General features: G+C 30.9%; 18 protein-coding genes. 5 read left to right on the top strand and 13 right to left on the bottom strand.

Annotated features, from left to right (window positions below; genetic code table 11):
- Window positions 1–281: 281 nt before the first annotated feature.
- The 8 genes from JM82_RS03525 to mnmE form a co-directional block, all read right to left on the bottom strand.
- Window positions 282–1478 (bottom strand): primase-helicase family protein, encoded by a 1197-nt coding sequence (locus tag JM82_RS03525; RefSeq protein WP_145001295.1) that lies wholly within the window; start codon window positions 1476–1478, stop codon window positions 282–284.
- 2 nt (window positions 1479–1480) lie between these two features.
- Window positions 1481–1804 carry a hypothetical protein gene (locus tag JM82_RS03520; protein ID WP_145001293.1) on the bottom strand — a complete coding sequence of 108 codons (324 nt, stop codon included), beginning with the start codon at window positions 1802–1804 and terminating at the stop codon, window positions 1481–1483.
- A gap of 5 nt (window positions 1805–1809) precedes the next feature.
- Complete coding sequence (locus tag JM82_RS03515) at window positions 1810–2214, bottom strand: hypothetical protein (protein WP_145001291.1); 405 nt, start codon at window positions 2212–2214, stop codon at window positions 1810–1812.
- Between the two features lie 29 nt (window positions 2215–2243).
- Window positions 2244–2573 carry a helix-turn-helix transcriptional regulator gene (locus JM82_RS03510; protein WP_145001289.1) on the bottom strand — a complete coding sequence of 110 codons (330 nt, stop codon included), beginning with the start codon at window positions 2571–2573 and terminating at the stop codon, window positions 2244–2246.
- A 185-nt stretch (window positions 2574–2758) separates the two neighbouring features.
- On the bottom strand, window positions 2759–3616 hold the full coding sequence (locus tag JM82_RS03505) for a hypothetical protein (protein WP_145001287.1): 858 nt from the start codon (window positions 3614–3616) through the stop codon (window positions 2759–2761).
- Window positions 3594–4745 carry a tyrosine-type recombinase/integrase gene (locus JM82_RS03500; RefSeq protein WP_145001285.1) on the bottom strand — a complete coding sequence of 384 codons (1152 nt, stop codon included), beginning with the start codon at window positions 4743–4745 and terminating at the stop codon, window positions 3594–3596. The genes JM82_RS03505 and JM82_RS03500 overlap by 23 nt, the downstream gene beginning before the upstream one ends.
- Before the next feature lie 9 nt (window positions 4746–4754).
- Window positions 4755–5114: a helix-turn-helix domain-containing protein gene (locus JM82_RS03495; RefSeq protein ID WP_145001283.1), complete on the bottom strand. Its 360-nt coding sequence runs from the start codon at window positions 5112–5114 to the stop codon at window positions 4755–4757.
- Between the two features lie 265 nt (window positions 5115–5379).
- On the bottom strand, window positions 5380–6771 hold the full coding sequence (gene mnmE, locus JM82_RS03490; protein WP_145001281.1) for a tRNA uridine-5-carboxymethylaminomethyl(34) synthesis GTPase MnmE: 1392 nt from the start codon (window positions 6769–6771) through the stop codon (window positions 5380–5382).
- Between the two features lie 64 nt (window positions 6772–6835).
- Here mnmE and JM82_RS03485 point away from each other — a divergent pair, with 64 nt between their 5' ends.
- Window positions 6836–7348, top strand: a complete 513-nt coding sequence (locus tag JM82_RS03485) for a peroxiredoxin family protein (protein WP_145001279.1) — start codon at window positions 6836–6838, stop codon at window positions 7346–7348.
- On the opposite strand, the gene JM82_RS03480 is transcribed toward JM82_RS03485, so the two are convergent.
- Window positions 7345–7980 carry a rhomboid family intramembrane serine protease gene (locus JM82_RS03480; RefSeq protein WP_145001277.1) on the bottom strand — a complete coding sequence of 212 codons (636 nt, stop codon included), beginning with the start codon at window positions 7978–7980 and terminating at the stop codon, window positions 7345–7347. The two genes, JM82_RS03485 and JM82_RS03480, sit on opposite strands and share 4 nt — an antisense overlap.
- 63 nt (window positions 7981–8043) lie before the next feature.
- Here JM82_RS03480 and JM82_RS03475 point away from each other — a divergent pair, with 63 nt between their 5' ends.
- Complete coding sequence (locus JM82_RS03475; protein WP_145001275.1) at window positions 8044–8934, top strand: lysophospholipid acyltransferase family protein; 891 nt, start codon at window positions 8044–8046, stop codon at window positions 8932–8934.
- 86 nt (window positions 8935–9020) lie between these two features.
- On the opposite strand, the gene JM82_RS03470 is transcribed toward JM82_RS03475, so the two are convergent.
- From JM82_RS03470 to JM82_RS03460, 3 genes are read right to left on the bottom strand one after another with little or no spacing between them, the layout of a single operon-like run.
- Window positions 9021–10520, bottom strand: coding sequence for an aminotransferase class V-fold PLP-dependent enzyme (locus JM82_RS03470; protein ID WP_145001273.1), 1500 nt, complete (start codon window positions 10518–10520; stop codon window positions 9021–9023).
- A gap of 26 nt (window positions 10521–10546) precedes the next feature.
- Window positions 10547–11935, bottom strand: coding sequence for a phosphoglucosamine mutase (glmM, locus tag JM82_RS03465; RefSeq protein WP_145001271.1), 1389 nt, complete (start codon window positions 11933–11935; stop codon window positions 10547–10549).
- Window positions 11932–13002, bottom strand: coding sequence for an acyltransferase family protein (locus tag JM82_RS03460; protein WP_186439173.1), 1071 nt, complete (start codon window positions 13000–13002; stop codon window positions 11932–11934). Before JM82_RS03460 ends, glmM begins: the two co-directional genes overlap by 4 nt.
- A gap of 40 nt (window positions 13003–13042) precedes the next feature.
- On the opposite strand from JM82_RS03460, the gene JM82_RS03455 reads away from it, so the two are divergent.
- From JM82_RS03455 to JM82_RS03445, 3 genes are read left to right on the top strand one after another with little or no spacing between them, the layout of a single operon-like run.
- Window positions 13043–13642 carry an ACP phosphodiesterase gene (locus tag JM82_RS03455; RefSeq protein ID WP_145001267.1) on the top strand — a complete coding sequence of 200 codons (600 nt, stop codon included), beginning with the start codon at window positions 13043–13045 and terminating at the stop codon, window positions 13640–13642.
- Window positions 13639–15318, top strand: a complete 1680-nt coding sequence (gene ggt, locus JM82_RS03450) for a gamma-glutamyltransferase (protein WP_145001265.1) — start codon at window positions 13639–13641, stop codon at window positions 15316–15318. The genes JM82_RS03455 and ggt overlap by 4 nt, the downstream gene beginning before the upstream one ends.
- A 37-nt stretch (window positions 15319–15355) precedes the next feature.
- The gene (locus JM82_RS03445) at window positions 15356–16069 is read left to right on the top strand and encodes a hypothetical protein (protein WP_145001263.1); all 714 of its coding nucleotides are present in this window, start codon (window positions 15356–15358) and stop codon (window positions 16067–16069) included.
- 75 nt (window positions 16070–16144) lie between these two features.
- Here the strand turns inward: JM82_RS03445 and JM82_RS03440 are convergent, their stop codons facing one another.
- The gene (locus tag JM82_RS03440; RefSeq protein ID WP_145001261.1) at window positions 16145–16669 is read right to left on the bottom strand and encodes a hypothetical protein; all 525 of its coding nucleotides are present in this window, start codon (window positions 16667–16669) and stop codon (window positions 16145–16147) included.
- Between the last annotated feature and the right edge of the window lie 66 nt (window positions 16670–16735).

The following is a 16735-nucleotide window of genomic DNA, read 5'->3' as shown; positions in this document are numbered from 1 at the left end:
TGTTAACGAATTGAAATTCAACACGTTAAAAGAAGATATGTATTAGAATTAAATAAACTTAAAGATCTATTTAAACAAGATTCTGTTTTATAAAAACCTACTGAATAATCTGTTGCCTGTTGCCTATCATACCAAAACCTAATGTTTTAGGCTATTCAGAGGTCAACACTAAAGAAACAATGTGTCAACAATTACAAAGTTGCAAATGTTGCTTATAAGTTGCTTGTTTGTTTATACCATAAGTGCCAGCTAGCATGGCATTACAGTAATACATCAACAGATCAACTTATAATTCCAAATTCCTCTTTCGTAAATGTATAATGACGACCTTTAAATACAGTTTCTTCAATTATAAGTTTATTATCTGCTGAAGTATATGTGTTATACTTAATATAACTACTGTTTTTAGCTTCCAATTGGTATTGATTTTTTAATATCTCTGAGACTTTGAAAGAACTGGTTCTGATATTATTTTTACTTAGCTTATTTACTAAATCCGTAACTGAATACTTTAAAACGTTAGTTTCAAATAATAAAAACTCATCTGAAAGGATTTGTTCCAACTCTTTATTAATGTAAGTTTTACTTCCATTTATCAAAACAGCTAACGCCTGCGTATATATTTGATCTGTAGTAAACCACATTCTTGTTTTTCTAGGACTTACAATTTTTCTATTTATTATAAAATGAATAAAGTGTGGTAATTCTTTTTGCAATGTTTCTAAAAGATTAGGGTTGTCTTCTGACAAGTCAAAAGGTATAATTTTACGTACCCAGTATCTAGTTTCTGAATTATCTATGTATACAAAGTTTTCTTCGTTATTGGAACATAGAATAAACTTACCAAAAAAACTACCTTCTATCTTATCCTTTCCTTTTGCTTCACTTTTATAAGATTTAGCTGTTGACAGGTTTTTTAAACGTTCACTATCTTCTCTTTTATCTAATAATACCTCATCCACTGCAATAATTAACTTAGATGCCCAGTCAGAATTAAATCGACTTCTAAAATCTTCATTATTATTAATAGTCATGTTGTTTTGAAAAATTAATTTCATCCAATTTAGAAAGGTTGTTTTACCTGTATTTCTTTGATTACTGACCAAACATAAAATGGGAAGTATGTGCGTAGGTTTTTGCCATAAAATACTGATATAATCTAAGCCAATTTCATACTGCTCACCAAAAATATGTTTTAAAAATTTTAAAGTTTCAGGAAACCCACCCTCAATAATGTCATGATGTACCTTTTCATATTTATTATAAAATCCATTTATAACAGATTCATAGTCATTATGAGATGGAATTAAACAGAAGCCATCATATTTAGGCACTTTTTTAATAAAATCCTTACCATGATCAGTTATGATTTCTGATTTAGACCATTGTACAAGCTTTTTAATTGAATCATTACTTATTAATGGCATTTCTACATCTTTATAATAAGCAGATCCTATTCTTAGATATTTATCTTCCATGATCACACGCTTATTTTTAAATTAGACAACCTAGACTCATCAATCACCCCAAATTTAGTCGTAAACAATAACTTAATGTTAACGCCATTACTAGACGTATCCATTTTACAAATATCTATTACCTCCTTTTCGATATCGTACCATGGTAACCTAGGATTATAGTTTAATTTTTTAATTATTATCTCTAATTTGATAATCAAATTATTTAAAATTTTTACTGAAAAAGGGTGGTTATCATTTAACCTTATCCCTAATAAATCTTTATAAAGTTCTTCCATCTCTTTAAGTCCTACTGGCTTAAAAGGATTATTATTTTCTGTTTGCATTCTTGCTATTTTTTATAAATTAATATTTGTTGGATTGTGTTGAAATAAGCTCTTGATCCATCTACTCTAGGTGGTACATTTTTTATTAGTATATCTTTATTTGAGCTACCATAAAGCAGCTTTTTAATATCACCTTTAGTAGCTGGCTTATTTTCTTCTTTAGTTAGCAGACTTGATACTAAATTAACAGCCAGACTACCTGCTGCTGCATTTCCTACTCCACTCCAACTCATTTTATCTTGTGCTCCAACCGAATCAGTCTTTTTAACCATTGGTAAATTCTGGTTTTTAACCTGTCTTTGCTTAAAAGCATTAACCCTGCAACTATTGCTGCAATATTTTTGAACTCTTCTTCTTCTTGGGGTGTACTCTACACCACAATAGTTACAATTGTATGTATATCTATCCATTTTGCGTTATTTAAACGTTAGACTAACGATTAATTGAAAGGATTTTTAAGAAGATACTCGTCTGCTTTTTCGTGAAGTGTAGATTTTGTTTCACGTTTTCCGCTCTTTATCCAATCCATAATTTCGGATTTAAGGAAATAGAGTTTGCCTTTTTTGTGATAAGGAATGTCATTTTTATGAACTAATCCATATATACTTCCTTTAGTCATGGAAATAAATTTGGCTAGTTCATCAATGGTCATAAATTCATCTTCCTGGAGCGGGTCTTTTCCTAGGGAAAGATTTAATTTGTCTGTAATGCGTTTGACAAGCTCATTTATCGCATTGTCATCCATTAAAAAGAATTGATTTTTGTTCATTATATTTGGTTTTAATAAATTAATATTCAACAAATGTATAATGACACTTTAGTATTCTATATATGGGTCGGGTGTATTCGCTTTAAGCTAAAATTAAAAATCATAATCGTAAAATTCTGTTTTTGAAGGTTTTACCAATTAAAACAAAAAGCTAATTAAATAAATATCACTTAAATTACTTTAATTTAAGCGAGATTCCTTAACAATATTTTTAATTTAACCTCAGTTTTCTTTAGTTTATATGGTCTTATTTTATGCAATAAATCGTTTATTAATTTAACTCTATTTTCTTTTTTAAAAACACTTTCAATTCCTGTAGTTAAAAATTTATATCCATTATTATTTTTATACTCATCTGTCAATAATTGATTAGTATCTATATTAGATAAAACAAGAGCTCTACCTACTTCAATCAAATAGCCTTTTTCACTTTCTTGTATTACAGATAATAAAACGTGCCAAAGTAAAAAACTCTCATTTTTATTCAATACAGGGACATTCGTTTCTTTCTTAATATTCCTACCCTTATCATCAGGATTAAGATTATAATATTCAAAATCATACTCTTTTAAAACTTTTCCATAATCAATTGTTTTATTAAAACTATACTGATCTAGCTCTTTCAAATTATAAAGAACATTAATAATTTTCTCTTCATCATCAACCTTTTCCACATAATCCCAATATGCTTGTTGACAACTAAAACTTTTTAAGTAATGATAATAATCTATAAAAAGATTATTTGTTTTCTTCTGTAAACTTTCAAACTCCTCTTTTAGTTCACTATTCAACACTTTACGCAAACCATCTGTATTATACATATCTTTTGATGAATTAACAATTATTCTAGATCTAGAACCTTGTATCTCACTAAAGCCGATCTCCGAAAGTGCGATATTTAGAATTTTTGGAATTAACGATTTAAACGCGTATTTAAATTTCTTATCATCATCTATTGAATTATTAAGAAACTTATAAAACTCATCTTTATATTGTTTAAAAAAAAATTGGTAATTTTCGTTATATATCTGTAAGTAATCCATCTAAATTTAAATTAATTCTATTTGCTGCTTTTATTTTATTTTTGTCCATCACTTTAGTGTATATCTGTGTTGTTGATACATTTTTGTGACCTAGTAATTTTGATACCGTGTATATATCTGTTCCGTTTGCTAATTGAAGTGTTGCATAACTATGTCTAAAATTATGGAACGATATTTTTTTAGTTATACCTGAGTCTGTGATCCATTGCTTAAGAGGTCTGGTAACTTGCGTGTATTTTATATCTCTAAAAATATTACCCTTACCCACACCTTGAGCTTTTAATAAACTATATGCATTGTCAGATATTGGATGATTATTGATATTGCCTGTTTTTTGCTCTTTAAGTTGAATATAATAACCTTGATGTTTGTCATTATACACAAATTCCCATTTTAAGTTTATAATATCAGAAAAACGAAAACCAGTCAAAGCCGCAAAAAATGCCATATGCTTGATCTTTTCTATTTTAATATCCGTTTTCCATAACTTTTCAAGTTCCTGCTCTGTTAGATATTCACGATGCGTTTGCTCTTCTTTTATATATTCTGCATTATCTGCTAAATCCGTTAATATCAAATTTCTTTTATATGCCTTTTTTAAAACAGCTATAAAATGTTTAAAATACGTAGATGCAGTATTAATTGTTAGCTTGCTACCATCATTAACTCTAAGGTTATTGGTTGATAATAAAAAGTTACGGTATTTAATAAGATGACCATCGTTTAATTGATGCGTGTGAATTTTTTGACCAAAAAATGCTTTTAAATACTTTAGTGACGCTTTCCATGCTAGATAATTTGAATGACTTGTAGCATTCATTTTCTCCTCAATTATCGTCTCGTAAAAAGCTATAAAATTAACGCTAAGATTAACGTTCTCTTTAAAACCATACTCTTTGTCTCTAAACTGAATTAGTCGTTTTGCACGTATTATTTCAGCAAACTCAATAGTTTCTTTATTGTGTTTTTTTTGTGCTGCATCTTTTGGCGCTCCAAAAACTTGTAGTTTTAAAAATTCGCGTCTTGTATCTTTTCCTGTTTTAGGATTAGTTATAGCAGGCCAATAATCTAGATACAAACTATACATATTATTAGCAAGTTTCTTTTTACGAACAGTTATGTTTACCATTAAAATATTTTATAACGTAGTTAATAGTCTCTCTATTTCAGATCGTTTTACACGGATCAATCTTTCAGACAAATTAGAAGCTTTAAGTTGCCCTTCGCTTATTAAACGATAGGTCGATCTTTTAGAAATATTTAAAAGCGCAGAAGTTTCTTTTACGGTTAAGTAATCCTTTACCTGAATAATCTCTAATGGTTCTAATTTAATCTTTACAGTCTCAGTGTTAGACTTTTTTACCTTGGTGTTTCTTTTTCGCTTTTTGTAAGCAATTTTAGCACAATTACCTCCACAATACCTTGTAACAGTAGTCTTTGCAACAAAAGGTGTTTTGCAATTTTCACAAACTCTATTAATTCGAATATTTGAACTCATTATAACTATTAATTTCTCCTATTTTTTTTGCATCATTAAGGGTATTTAAGATGCATTAAGAGTAATTAGGTGTAATTAGGTGTAATTAGGTGCCATCATTTCGCCCTATGGTTCAAATATAAATAAAAAGACCAAACGAGGTACAAAATAGGTACAAAAAAGACTATAAATTAATAAAATATATTAAAATATAGTCTAAATTAAAAATCGTAATCTATTGATTTACTGTAGTTTAGTTTATTTTGTTTTAGTGTTTTTTAGCCATTTATTTGCCAATACAGAAATTAGCAAAAATATTACCTAGTAAATCATCACTAGTGATTTCACCAGTAATTTCGCCAAAATGGTACAAGGCTTGTCTAATATCTATTGCCAATAAATCACCCGACAAACCAGACTCTAAACCATATTTTACTTTCTGTATTTCTTCAAAAGCTTTTAATAATGAGTCATAGTGCCTTGTATTAGTAACAATTGTTTCATTATTACGAAGGGCTCCTGTGTTTACAAAACCAATCAGTTTTGCTTTTAACTCCTCTACTCCAAGACCAGATTTTGCGGATAGTAAATGGACATTTTCAAACTGAAGCTTTAGTCTATCTAATTCTTCTGTATTTAAAGTATCAACTTTATTGGCAATAATCAAAAGTGGCTTCAATGGAAATCTATTTTTAATTTTTTCGATTTCTACCTTTAGTCGTTTACTTTCTGTTTTAAACTCTTCTGCAGAAAAAAGGAGCACAACCACTTGGGCTTGTTCCATTTTTTCAAAGGTTTTCTTTATTCCAATACTTTCAACCACATCCTTAGTTTCTCTAATTCCTGCAGTATCAATAAACCTAAAGCCTATACCATCAATAACTAACTCGTCTTCAATAGTATCCCTTGTTGTACCAGCAATATCGCTTACAATTGCTCTTTCTTCATTTAAAAGCGCATTTAAAAGGGTTGACTTTCCTACATTTGGTTCTCCTACAATAGCAACAGGAATTCCGTTTTTAATAACATTTCCTACAGCAAAACTGTCTATCAATCGTTTTAAAACAAAGGTGATTTTTTCAACTAAAACCTGAAACTGCGTACGATCTGCAAATTCCACATCTTCTTCTGCAAAATCTAATTCTAATTCTATTAAAGAAGCAAAATTCATTAATTCTGCTCTTAATTTAGCAATTTCGCTAGAAAAACCACCACGCATTTGTTGCATCGCAATTTGATGTGACGCTTCATTATCACTAGAAATTAAATCTGCCACAGCTTCTGCTTGACTTAAATCTAATTTCCCATTTAAAAATGAACGTAAAGTAAACTCTCCAGCATTAGCCATTCTACAACCATTTCTTAAAAACAATTGAATAATTTCTTGCTGAATATAAATAGAACCATGACACGACACCTCTACAACGTCTTCACCTGTATACGAGTTTGGATTTTTAAAAACCGAAACCAAAACTTGATCTATAGTACGCTTGTCATCAACAATATGTCCTAAATGTATGGTATGTGTTTTTTGGTTTAAAAGTGTTTTATTACTTTTTACAGACTCAAAACAGCGGTCTGCAATAGCTATAGCATCCTTACCAGATAATCTAATAATGGCTACTGCTCCTGCGCCTGAAGCGGTTGCTAATGCTACAATTGTATCGTTATAAATCATAATGCAAAAATAGACATAAAATATTCAATTTTTATATTTTATATTTGTAAGAAATATTTAAATCATGAAACCATACATACTACTTTTACTAGTTGCAACATTAAGTTTTTCTTGTAAACAAGAACCTGCAAAACCACTTGTTTTTGGTACCGAAATTGGTGATTATGCTCCAACATTTACATCCAAAACGCCTGAAGGCAAAGACCTATCTTTAAATGATGTTGACGCTAAAGTAATTGTATTGGATTTTTGGGCTAGCTGGTGTGGTCCTTGCAGACGTGAAAACCCAAATGTAGTTAGAATGTATAATCAATACCACGACAAAGGTTTAGAAATTGTTGGAATATCTCTAGATAAAAAAGGACAAGAAGACCGTTGGTTAAAAGCAATTGCACAAGACCAATTAACTTGGAAACACGTCTCTAGTTTAGAGGGATGGCAAGAACCAATCGCTGTAGCATATGGTGTAAGATCTATTCCTGCAACATACATTTTAGATGGTGATGGTAAAATTATTGCTAAAAACTTACGCGGAAAAGCTTTAGAGGATAAGATTGCAGAAATTTTAACTAACTAAATTTTACCTAATTTTTGCATAACAAATAATACTACAATTGGTATGGCTAAAACCAACACCATTGTTAAGTCCGTTTGTAACAACCAAGGCGCAATAATAAGCGTTGTCACGTAACCTCCTACAGCACCTCCAAAATGGGCATCGTGACCAATGTTACCTATCTGTTTTTTCATTCCGTAAATAGAATACAATAAATATCCTATACCAAAAACCCAACCTGGAATTATAAAATTAATTTCCATCCAAGGATCAAACAAAATAGCAGAATAAATAACACCCATTACTGCTCCACTAGCACCAACTGCACTGTAATGGTAATTATCCTTATTAAACACCAAAGACAGTAAACTTCCTGCTACTAAACTAACTAAATAGATGATTATAAATTTAGTTTCGCCAATCCTAGCAATGACCAACCAAGCAAAAAAATAAAGCGTAATCATGTTAAACAACAAATGCTGCGGATTAACATGTAAAAATCCAGAACTAAATATCCTAAACTGTTCTCCTCTTTTTATAGCACCAACATTAAATTTATATTTTTCAAAAAAACTATAATCTTCAAACCCTTTGTAAGAGATAATAACATTAGCTGCAATTATTATTATAGTTATTAAATTTAAATTACCCATTGTCTAGTTTAACTTTATATCAAATATAGCATATATTTGCTCTCGCAAAATTAACAAGTATTCATGCAATTATTAGCTTATATTTTAATTTATCCTTTTTTATGGTTAATTTCTATACTTCCGTTTAGGCTTTTATATGCATTTTCTGATGGTTTATATTTTTTAATCTATTACATCATTGGCTACAGAAAAAAAACGGTTAAAGAGAATTTAAACCTAGTTTTCCCTGATAAGTCTGAGGACGAAATTAAAGACATAAGAAAAAAATTCTATCATCATCTATGTGATATGGTTGTAGAGGCTATAAAGTCTTTAACTATTACAGAAAAACAAATGATGAAACGTATGACTTTTCCTAACATTGAAGAAGTTAATCAATACAGTAAATCCAATAAAAGTATTGTGTTAATGTGTGCACACTATGGAAGTTGGGAATGGATTTTTATATTACAAAACCATGTAAATCACAAAGGTTATGCAGTATATAAAAAGTTAGAAAATAAATATTTTGACAAACTAGTTAAACGTATTAGAGCCAAATATAATTCTCATTTAATTACCACAAAAGAAACCTTTAGCACCTTACTACGTGCTAAAAATAATGGTGAATTAACTATTAATGGTTTTGTATCTGACCAAAGCCCAAAACCTTGGAAAGCTCACCATTGGTTAGAATTTATGGGTATTAACGTACCTGCTCATACAGGAGCCGAACTTTTAGCTAAGCAATTAGATATGGCTGTTGTATATTTTGCTGTAAAGCGAATTAAAAGAGGGTATTACCAAACCACTTTTACAACTCTAGCTGAAACCCCAAACGACTTTAAAGACTACGAGATTACTGATGCTTTTTTTAAATTAGTAGAAAAGCAAATACACGAAGCTCCTCAATATTATTTATGGACACATAAACGATGGAAACATCGTGATAAAACTCCTGAGGATTTTAAATAAAAAAAACACTCACAATTTTTAAAGTTGTGAGTGTTTTTTTATCCAAAAAACTGATTAATTTTAGTAAATCTAATTCGTTTTTTTAATTACAGCTGAAACCAATCATTGACTCTTACATCGTTTTTAGGCACAAACGTTTTATGGATAAACTCGTTATTTGCTTTATTGTATTCATAATCTTTAGCCCATTCTTCATGGTTTTCTGCTAAAGCTATTAAACTTTCGCACACATAATCTATTTCATTACAGGTTGTTGTTGGATGTATTGACATGCGTATCCAACCTGGTTTACGAATTAAATCACCTAATGATATCTCATTAACCAAACTATGTGATTGCTCTTGGTCTACATGTAATAAATAATGACCATAAGTACCTGCACAACTACAACCACCACGTGTTTGAATTCCGAATTTGTCGTTTAATAATTTTACGCCTAAATTAAAATGTAAATTATCAATATAAAAGGAAACCACTCCTAATCGTTTTTTTTGATCTCCTGCTAATATTTTAATATTATCTACATGATCCAAATTAGAAAATACTTGGTTTAGCAACTCATGCTCTCTATCTAACATATTTTTTACTCCCATTTGCTCCTTTAACTTTATGGCCAAAGCAGTCTTTATAGTTTGTAAAAAACCTGGAGTACCACCATCTTCTCGATCTTCTATATTGTCAATATATTTATGTTCTCCCCAAGGATTTGTCCAACTAACAGTACCTCCTCCTGGACAATCAGGTATCATATTTTTATATAGTTTTTTATTAAAAACTAAAACACCAGAAGTACCAGGACCTCCTAAAAATTTGTGAGGCGAAAAGAATATAGCATCTAAAGCTTCGTCTTCATCTTCTGGATGCATATTAATATTTACGTAAGGTGCAGAGCATGCAAAATCCACAAAGCATACACCTCCATTTTTATGCATTAATTTTGCAATTTGATGGTAAGGCGTCTCAATTCCCGTGACATTACTTCCTCCTATTACTGAAGCTATTTTAAGTGGACAATCTTTATATTGTTCTAATAATATTTCAAGATTACTCAAACTAAATAACCCATCTTCTCCTGCAGGAATAACCTCCACTTTAGCCATAGTTTCTAACCAAGATGTGTGATTAGAGTGATGCTCCATATGTGTTACAAATACCACTGGACGAATCTCGTCAGGAATAGTTGTAAATCTTTTTAAGTTTTCTGGAATTTTTAATCCTAAAATACGCTGAAACTTATTGACTACACTTGTCATTCCGTTTCCTGCTACAATTAAAACGTCGTCTGCATTAGTATTAACGTGTCCTTTAATAATTTGCCTAGCTTTATGATAAGCGTTTGTCATAGCTGTTCCAGACACAGTAGTTTCGGTATGTGTATTGGCTACAAAAGGTCCAAATTGATTTAATAGTTTATCTTCAATTGGTCTATATAAACGTCCAGAAGCTGTCCAATCTGTATAGACCATTTTTTGTAATCCATAAGGCGATTCAAACTCTTGATTTATACCTACAATATGCTGTCTAAATTTAGAAAAATAAGCTTCTAATTCTGATTTCTCTGTTCTTTGGGCTTTTGTAATGTGCATAACTAACTACTTGTTAAATAAAAATACTAAATATTAGCAATTTCCTTGATTTCTGAAATAATTTTATCTGCTAGACTATCTGCTTCTGTTTGGCTTTTAGCTTCTGTGTAAATTCTAATTATGGGCTCTGTGTTACTTTTTCGTAAGTGTGCCCAACTTTCTGCAAAGTCTATTTTAACACCATCAATGGTTGTTAAATTTTCATTGCTGTATTTATCTTCCATTGCTTTTAAAATAGCATCAACATCCAAAGTTGGCGTTAATTCTATTTTTTTCTTACTCATAAAATAGCTTGTGTAAGTTTTTCTAAGTTCACTAACACTTAATTTTCTTTCGGCTAACAAACTTAAAAATAAAGCAACACCAACTAATGCATCACGTCCATAATGTGATTCTGGATATATAATTCCGCCATTACCTTCTCCTCCAATAACTGCGTTATTTTTTTTCATTAAAGTAACTACATTAACCTCTCCAACTGCAGAAGCCTCGTATGTACCTCCATGTTTTTCAGTCACATCACGCAATGCTCTGGTTGAGCTCATGTTGCTTACCGTATTACCTGGATTTTGACTTAAAACCCAGTCAGCACATGCAACTAAAGTGTACTCTTCGCCAAACATTTCGCCATTTTCATCCATAAAAGCTAAGCGATCAACATCTGGATCGACAACAATTCCAAAATCGGCATTATGCTTTTTAACTTCGTTAGATAAATCTCCTAAATGCTCTTTTAAAGGTTCTGGATTATGCGGAAAATGACCTGTTGGATCACAATATAATTTTACTGCCTCAACACCTAAACGCTCCAACAATAAAGGTATTGCAATTCCTCCTGTACTATTTACACCATCAACAACTACTTTAAAATTTGCGTTTTCTATTGCTTTTTGGTTTACATATTCCAATTCTAAAACCTCATCAATATGTATGTCTATATAAGCATCATTTTTAGTAATCGCTCCTAAATCATCAACTTCAGCAAATGTCATGCTATCAGACTCTGCAATCTCTAAAATTTTCTGTCCTTCTGCACCATCTAAAAATTCACCTTTAGCATTTAATAATTTTAAAGCATTCCATTGTTTTGGATTATGACTGGCAGTCAATATTATCCCACCATCTGCATGTTCCATTGGCACAGCAATCTCAACTGTTGGTGTTGTTGATAAACCTAAGTCCACAACTTGAATACCTAATCCTACTAATGTATTCATTACCAAGTTTTGAATCATGTCTCCAGATAAACGTGCGTCACGACCAACAACTACTTTATAATCGGTTTTGTCGCGTTGTTGTTTTAGCCAAGTACCATAAGCTGATGCAAATTTTACTGCATCTATTGGTGTTAAATTATCACCAACTGATCCTCCAATTGTCCCTCTAATTCCTGATATAGATTTTATAAGTGTCATTCTCTAAATTTGTTTTTTAATTTTAAAAAATAGGTTTCAAAATATTTATAAGACAGATGTGCCATTATAAAAGTAAATGCAAAAGTTAACATATAAATTAAAACTATTGTTAACCAGTCATTAAAAATTGTATCTATTTGTAGCTTCAAAAATAAGAAAACTACAACGTTTAATGCGATTACATGAAACATATATAATCCATAAGATATTTGACCCAAGTAATTAAGTGCTTTATTTTGAATGTTAACACCTAGATTATTATGCGATATCGTGTGGATAAACATCCCAAATAACACCATAGTTATTAGGTTAAATATATAAGTGTTTGTTGAATGAAATATATCTGTTACAAAATACAACAATACCAAAACGACTATTATTATTGGGTAAATCTTATTCTTTTTAAAAAACTGAAGCTGCTTTTTTTCTTCTAAAACTGCTACAATTCCGCCAAAAAACAAAAAGAAAAATACCATATTAAAACTTTTAAGAAAACTAAAAAGGCTTAAATGAAATATTAAAAAGTACAAACCAGTTAGTCCTATTAAAAATTGTAAAACCCTATTTTTATTTACCAAAAATAAAGCTGGAGCAACTATAATATAAAATTGCTCCTCAATACCAATAGACCACAACACCTCCAATATACCACCAGGCATGTAAAGCTTGGCAAAAATATTTGGTAAAAAAAACGTAGATAATAATAGACCATCCCATAATGGGTAATTATTTGTATACGGAATTTCTAATTTTGGAAGAATAATCCAATAAAACACAAACCCAAAAATAACAACCAAATAATACAACGGAAATATCCGTAATACACGACGCACGTAAAATTTACGTATAGAAAAAGCATCGCGCTGTTTACTACTATAAATAGTTTTAATTATTAAAAAACCACTTAATACAAAAAACATATATACTGCTTCCACTCCTCGATTAAATATAGGTGCATCCAAAAAGTACGGAAGTCCTTGATTACGACATAATTGTGGTAAATGAAAAAACACAACCAATGTGGCTAATACAAACCGTAATACATCTAAATTGGGTAATCGCTTCAAATTATAAAATTTACAGGGTAAAAATACATATATTTATAAGATGAATTTTCTAGCACACATTTATCTTTCCGGAAACGACAAAATGATTACCATTGGTAACTTTATAGCAGATGGTATAAGAGGAAAAAAATATAAAGACTACCCAAAAGACATCCAAATTGGCATTTTATTACATAGACAAATCGACACTTTTACTGATGCACATCCCACAGTAAGAAAAAGCACCAAACGACTACACAAAAATTATGGACATTATTCTGGTGTGATAGTCGATATTTTATACGACCACTATTTAGCAAAAAACTGGTCAAAATACTCAGACGTGCCTTTAGCAGACTATGTGGATGACTTTTACGATACGCTTGAAAATAATTTTGAAATCTTACCTTCCCGAATTCAAAAAATGATGCCTCACCTTTTAGCAGACAATTGGTTGCTAAGCTATGCGTCCATTGAAGGAATAACAAAAGTATTGGAAGGCATGAATAGACGTACTAAAAACCGTTCTAAAATGAATTTAGCTGTCAATGAATTAGAAGAATTTTATAGTGAATTTGAAACAGAATTTACTAGCTTTTTTGATGAGCTTATCACTTTTACCAAACAAACATTAGAGACATTACAAACTAAGGACCAATGAAAAATTTAGCATTACTTTTTGTAATTTGTATTACTTTTTTTAGTTGCAAAAACAATAACAAACGTGGGTTAATTACCAAACAGGCTATGGTTGTTTCTGCACGAGAAGAAGCATCTAAAATTGGAACTGCTATTTTAAAACAAGGCGGAAACGTCTTTGACGCTATGATAGCAACAGATTTAGCCTTAGCTGTTTGCTACCCTTATGCAGGCAATATTGGTGGTGGTGGTTTTATGGTTTATCGATTGGAGGATGGTAGCATTGGCGCATTGGATTATCGCGAAAAGGCACCAAAGCTAGCAACCAAAAATATGTATTTAGACAGTTTAGGAAATATTATCCCTAATCTAAGTACTCAAGGTGGACTTGCTGTTGGAGTTCCTGGCACAATCGCAGGATTATTTGAAGTGCACGAAAAATTTGGTTCTTTACCTATACAAGACATTATGCAGCCTGTCATTGATTTAGCAAATCGTGGTTTTGTGGTCTCACAAAAAGATCAAGCTGTATTAGAAGAAAAAAAAGAAGCTTTCTTAGCAGTCAATAAAAGCGAAATATTATTTACAAAAAATTGGATTGCTAAAGACACCATTAAACAACCAAACTTAGCAAAAACACTTGAAGCCATAATGATAAATGGTCGTGACGAATTTTATAAGGGTAAAACCGCTAAAAAATTAGCAAGCTTTATACAAGCAAATGGTGGCGTAATTACGGTTGACGACTTATCAAGTTACCAAGCCATATGGCGTAAACCTATTACATTTGAATACGATAATTTAAATATTATATCCATGTCACCTCCTTCAAGTGGTGGTATCTGTTTAGCTCAAATATTAAAGCAAATTGAAGATTTTAATTTAGATGAATTTGGGCACAATAGCCTTAAAAGTATCCAGGTTATTACTGAAGCTGAGCGACGTGCGTACGCAGACCGTAGTTTTTATTTAGGTGATCCAGATTTTGTTGCAATACCTCATGACCAATTGTTAAGTGATGCTTACCTAAAAAACAGAATGGCTGACTTCACCTTTGACAAAGCAACACCTTCTAGCACTATTTCTCATGGAAAAGTTGATATTATTGAAAGTGATGAGACCACGCACTACTCCATAGTTGATCAATTTGGTAATGCAATAGCTGTGACAACCACCTTAAATTCTGGTTATGGTTCAAAATTATATAGTCCAAAATTAGGCTTTTTCTTTAATAACGAGATGGATGATTTTTCCAGCAAACCTGGAACGCCTAACGTGTATGGATTAATTGGTGCTGAAGCTAATAGTATCTTACCAGAAAAACGTATGTTAAGCTCCATGACGCCAACGATTGTAGAAAAAAACGACAAACTATATATGACTTTAGGGACTCCTGGAGGATCCACAATAATAACATCTGTTATGCAGACTATTTTAAACGTGCATGAATATGATATGACCATGCAAGAAGCTGTAAATGCACCAAGGTTTCATCATCAATGGTTACCTGACCAAATTAGAATGGAACCTAACTCTTTCTCTAAAGATTTAGTCCTTCAATTACAACAAAAAGGCTATTCCATTACCGAAAAAAATGCTGACGTTATTGGTAAAGTAGATGGTATCTTAGTTTTAGACAATGGTCAATTAGAAGGTGGTGCAGATAAACGTGGTGATGACACTGCTATTGGATTTTAAACAGTATAATAAATTAAAACAATATAATTTTTACATAATGAAACTTAAAAAAGCACTAAAAATAATAGCTGGTGTAATCATCTTTTTTACATTACCAAGTTTGCTGTTTTTTGGAATTGTTTACTTTAAATATAACGAAGATTTACCTATTGGTAATCAAACAGAAAAAGCTGATATTTTAGCACATAAAATGCTAATATCCTTAAACGCTGACGCTTACAAAGCTACTAATAATTTAGAATGGACCTTTAGCCAAAAACACCACTACAAATGGAACAAAAAAGAGAATAGCTGTGAAGTCTATTGGAAAAAAAACAAAGTAATATTAGACCTAAACAATCCGTCTATAAGTCAAGTTTTTATAAACAAACAAGAAATAAATACTAAAGAGAAGGAAGCACTAATCCAAACAGCAATAAACTACTTTAACAACGATTCCTTTTGGTTAGTTGCACCTTATAAAGTATTTGACCATGGTACGTCTAGAAGCATTGTTAAGCATAATGGTAAAGATGCTTTAATGGTGACTTATTCTAAAGGAGGCTCTACTCCTGGAGATTCTTATTTATGGATTTTAGATGACAATTATAAGCCTACAAAATTTAAAATGTGGGTTGATATTTTACCTATTGGAGGTTTGGAAGCCACATGGAGTGATTGGAAAACAACCGAGTCTAAAGCAGAGTTACCAACCAACCACCAATTATTCTTTTTTAGTTTTGATATGGGTGACGTAAAAGGCACTAAATAACAAAAGCAGTAGTTATCCATTGTTTAATATTAAAAAGGATAACTACTAACTACCAAAAATTAAAAGCAAGTTATACTACTTACTTTTTTGACCTACAAATTGCTGTTCTTTGGATTTAAACAACACATTAAAAGTGGTTAAGCTTCCATAAATTCGGGTTATATATTGTTGTATATCCACTTTCTCTGATGGTTCTAGATTACTAGAGTTAACTTTTTGTTCCATCACTCTCAATCGATCTCTAACCATAGTGATTTTATGAAAAAAGTCTTCAATTTTTATTACTTTACTTTTTAAGTTACTGTCGGCTGGTTTTAGTTCTAAGACACCTCCTTTCCACTTATCGCCAATTGGCACAATTTCCGAGACATCGCTATATTTTTTAAGTATTCTAACCAAGCTACTTTCTACATCAAAAAGACTAATAGTGTCTACCTCATTTTCTGCAGCTTCAATAACTTCAAAATCATCATTTAAAGCAATGGTTTCTAACCCATTTTCAATAAAAGTAACCCAATAGTGTTTACTATCAATGTTAGTTACCACTCCTTTTCCGTGTTCTGGATGGTTAATTCTAGAGCCTATTCCTAATATTTCCATTATCGTTTTTTTTATAATTTCAAAAATAGTGATAATTAATAAAATCCTAACAAACACTATTTCTAA

This window comes from Olleya sp. Hel_I_94, assembly GCF_007827365.1.
Lineage (GTDB): Bacteria > Bacteroidota > Bacteroidia > Flavobacteriales > Flavobacteriaceae > Olleya.
The sequence above is the reverse complement of the archived record's forward strand: the minus strand, read 5'-3'. Positions and strand labels throughout refer to the sequence as shown.

Bases quoted from the DNA above. Each gene is read 5' to 3' on its own strand.
- JM82_RS03505 (WP_145001287.1), bottom strand. From the start codon at position 3,616: ATGGATTACTTACAGATATATAACGAAAATTACCAATTTTTTTTTAAA.
- ggt (WP_145001265.1), top strand. From the start codon at position 13,639: ATGAAAAATTTAGCATTACTTTTTGTAATTTGTATTACTTTTTTTAGT.
- JM82_RS03510 (WP_145001289.1), bottom strand. From the start codon at position 2,573: ATGAACAAAAATCAATTCTTTTTAATGGATGACAATGCGATAAATGAG.
- glmM (WP_145001271.1), bottom strand. From the start codon at position 11,935: ATGACACTTATAAAATCTATATCAGGAATTAGAGGGACAATTGGAGGA.
- JM82_RS03520 (WP_145001293.1), bottom strand. From the start codon at position 1,804: ATGCAAACAGAAAATAATAATCCTTTTAAGCCAGTAGGACTTAAAGAG.
- JM82_RS03440 (WP_145001261.1), bottom strand. From the start codon at position 16,669: ATGGAAATATTAGGAATAGGCTCTAGAATTAACCATCCAGAACACGGA.
- mnmE (WP_145001281.1), bottom strand. From the start codon at position 6,771: ATGATTTATAACGATACAATTGTAGCATTAGCAACCGCTTCAGGCGCA.
- JM82_RS03475 (WP_145001275.1), top strand. From the start codon at position 8,044: ATGCAATTATTAGCTTATATTTTAATTTATCCTTTTTTATGGTTAATT.
- JM82_RS03495 (WP_145001283.1), bottom strand. From the start codon at position 5,114: ATGAGTTCAAATATTCGAATTAATAGAGTTTGTGAAAATTGCAAAACA.
- JM82_RS03470 (WP_145001273.1), bottom strand. From the start codon at position 10,520: ATGCACATTACAAAAGCCCAAAGAACAGAGAAATCAGAATTAGAAGCT.
- JM82_RS03455 (WP_145001267.1), top strand. From the start codon at position 13,043: ATGAATTTTCTAGCACACATTTATCTTTCCGGAAACGACAAAATGATT.
- JM82_RS03445 (WP_145001263.1), top strand. From the start codon at position 15,356: ATGAAACTTAAAAAAGCACTAAAAATAATAGCTGGTGTAATCATCTTT.
- JM82_RS03500 (WP_145001285.1), bottom strand. From the start codon at position 4,745: ATGGTAAACATAACTGTTCGTAAAAAGAAACTTGCTAATAATATGTAT.
- JM82_RS03515 (WP_145001291.1), bottom strand. From the start codon at position 2,214: ATGGATAGATATACATACAATTGTAACTATTGTGGTGTAGAGTACACC.
- JM82_RS03485 (WP_145001279.1), top strand. From the start codon at position 6,836: ATGAAACCATACATACTACTTTTACTAGTTGCAACATTAAGTTTTTCT.
- JM82_RS03480 (WP_145001277.1), bottom strand. From the start codon at position 7,980: ATGGGTAATTTAAATTTAATAACTATAATAATAATTGCAGCTAATGTT.
- JM82_RS03525 (WP_145001295.1), bottom strand. From the start codon at position 1,478: ATGGAAGATAAATATCTAAGAATAGGATCTGCTTATTATAAAGATGTA.